Annotated in this window: 1 protein-coding gene; it reads right to left on the bottom strand. The window is 72.0% G+C overall.

Going from position 1 to position 2,235, the window contains the following annotated elements; translation table 11 throughout:
- Window positions 1-2,235: Hpt domain-containing protein (locus AC1D15_RS28160; RefSeq protein ID WP_477828607.1), on the bottom strand; the 2,235-nt coding region annotated here is incomplete at both ends.

Genomic DNA, 2,235 nt, shown 5'->3' on the forward strand with positions numbered 1-2,235 from the left:
CAGCTCGGCGTCGACGGCATCGATCGCATCGATGTCGTCGTCATCGTCGTCACCCTCGTCGTCGACGTCGACGCGCACCGGTGCCGAGCGCTGCGGCTCGGCGGCGAGCGGCGAGAACGCCTTCAGCTCGGGCAGGCCGAGGCCGGCGAAGTTGGTGTCGTTGGTGCCGAACGAGCCTTCGGCCGCGGCCGACAGCGCTTCGGGGTCGAATGCCTCAGGAACCTCGGGCACGGCCGGCAGCTCCGGCGCCAGCGCCATCGGCTCGCTCAGCACGATCTCGGGGGCCGCTTCGAAGGCGGCCAGGTCGTCGAACGACACGTCGAGGTCGCCGAAGCCTTCTTCCGGCTGCGGTGCCGGGATGTCGTCGGTCGACGGCGAGGCCTGCGCCACCTCGGCCGCCGCGTTGGCGGCCTCGAGGCGACGGGCCGAGCTGATCTCGTGTGCGGCCAGGCGCTCCAGCAGTTCCGGTGCGGCGGGCTTCAGGAAGCCGGCGGCGAACTGGTGCAGCAGGCGGCGCACTTCTTCGGCCGAGTCGACGAACAGGCGGGCTTCGTCGGTCGTRCCGGCGCCGATCGCCTGCGAACGCATCAGCGAATGCTCGAGCAGCCGCGCGAGATGCGACAGCTCGCTGAAACCGACCGTGGCCGAACTGCCTGCCAGCGAGTGCGCGAGCGCGATCGGCATCTCGCCGATCGGGCGGTGCAGCTCCATCGCCCACTCGGCGACTTCGGTCGTCAGGCGGCGCGACAGTTCGTCGGCTTCGTTCAGGTAGATGTTGAACAGCGGGATGCCGATGCGCAGCGGGCCGACGATCTTGACCTGGTCGTCGTCGGACAGCGGCGCCGCGGCCGATGACGGCGACAGCTCGGTGACCAGCGGCGTGGCCTCGACGGCCGGTGCGCTGCCGAAGAAGTCGTCGCCCAGGTCGAGTTCGATCAGCTCGACCGAATCGGCCGACAGCAGCTGCGGCTCGCTGCTCTCGGCGACCGGCAGCGGCTCGAGCACGGCGTCGATCGGCGCGGCCGCGCCGAGCTGGTCGAGCATCGAGGTGTCGGGCAGTTCGATGCTCGGCAGCGTGCCGGTCGGCGCCATGGCGGCCGGCGCAGCGGCCGGGGCCTCGTCGAACGCGCCCAGGTCGAGGTCGAACGACAGGTCGGCCAGCGGGAGCGGCTGGGAGATTGGAGCGGCAACCGGCGCAGCAGCGACCGGCGGCGGCGCCACCGGGCGGGCCGCGGGTGGCGGCGTGATCGACAGCGGCGTCAGCGGAGCCGGTGCCGACACCGGCGCGGTGACCACCGGCCTGGCGGCCACCGGCGCCACGGCGGCCGGCTTCGCCGCGGTGGCGTCGCCGAACGACAGCGACATCAGCGGGACCGGCGCGGCCGGGCCGGCCTTGATCGGCGGCACCGGATCGCCACGGCCGAGCGCGTCGGCGGCGGCCTTCACCACCGCGGCATGGAAGCCGGTGACGTTCTGGGCGGCGATCGCATCGACCCACTTCGCGAAGTAGGCGAGCGCTTCGTTGGAGAAATTCAGCAGCGTCGGGTCGGCCGCCTTCTGGCCGGCCAGCCAGGTGTTGTAGACCTGCTCGCAGGCCCACGCGGCATCGCCGAAGTCCTTCAGCCCGACCATGCGCGAGCTGCCCTTCAGCGTGTGGAACGCGCGGCGCACGGTGGTCTGCTGTTCGACGTCGGCGCTGGCATGCGCCAGGGTCTTCAGCGCCGTCTCGGCGGTCTCGATCACCTCGCGCGCTTCCTCGAGGAAGATCTCGCGCATCTCGGGATCGTCGCCGAGGTCGGTGGCCGTGCCGGCCGGGGCCGTCGACAGGGCCGGCTGCACCTTGGCCGGCGCGGCCTCGGGCATGTCGAGCACCGGGTCGGTGGCGGTGTGGACGAAATCGGACAGCGCCTCGGAGAGCTGTTCGCGCGCGGCCGCCACCTCTTCGGTGTTGTGCGAATGCGCGATCGCGTCCTTGGCATGCTCGACGGCGGCGACCAGTTCGGGCTGCGCCGCGGCCTGCGCTTCATGCGACAGGCGGTCGAGGTCACGCGTGACTTCATCGAGCGGCACGTTGTCGCTCGCCGCGGTGAGCGACAGCGACTGGGCCTGCTCGATCAGGCGCGGCTCCACCGGTGCAGGCGCATGCGCCATCGCGAGGTTGGAGGCCTGGCGCGCGGCGGCGCTGCGGCCCATCAGCGGGCTCAGCGTGCCGGACTTGGCGTCGAACACGAACAG

Source organism: Rhizobacter sp. P2_H2, assembly GCF_056403375.1.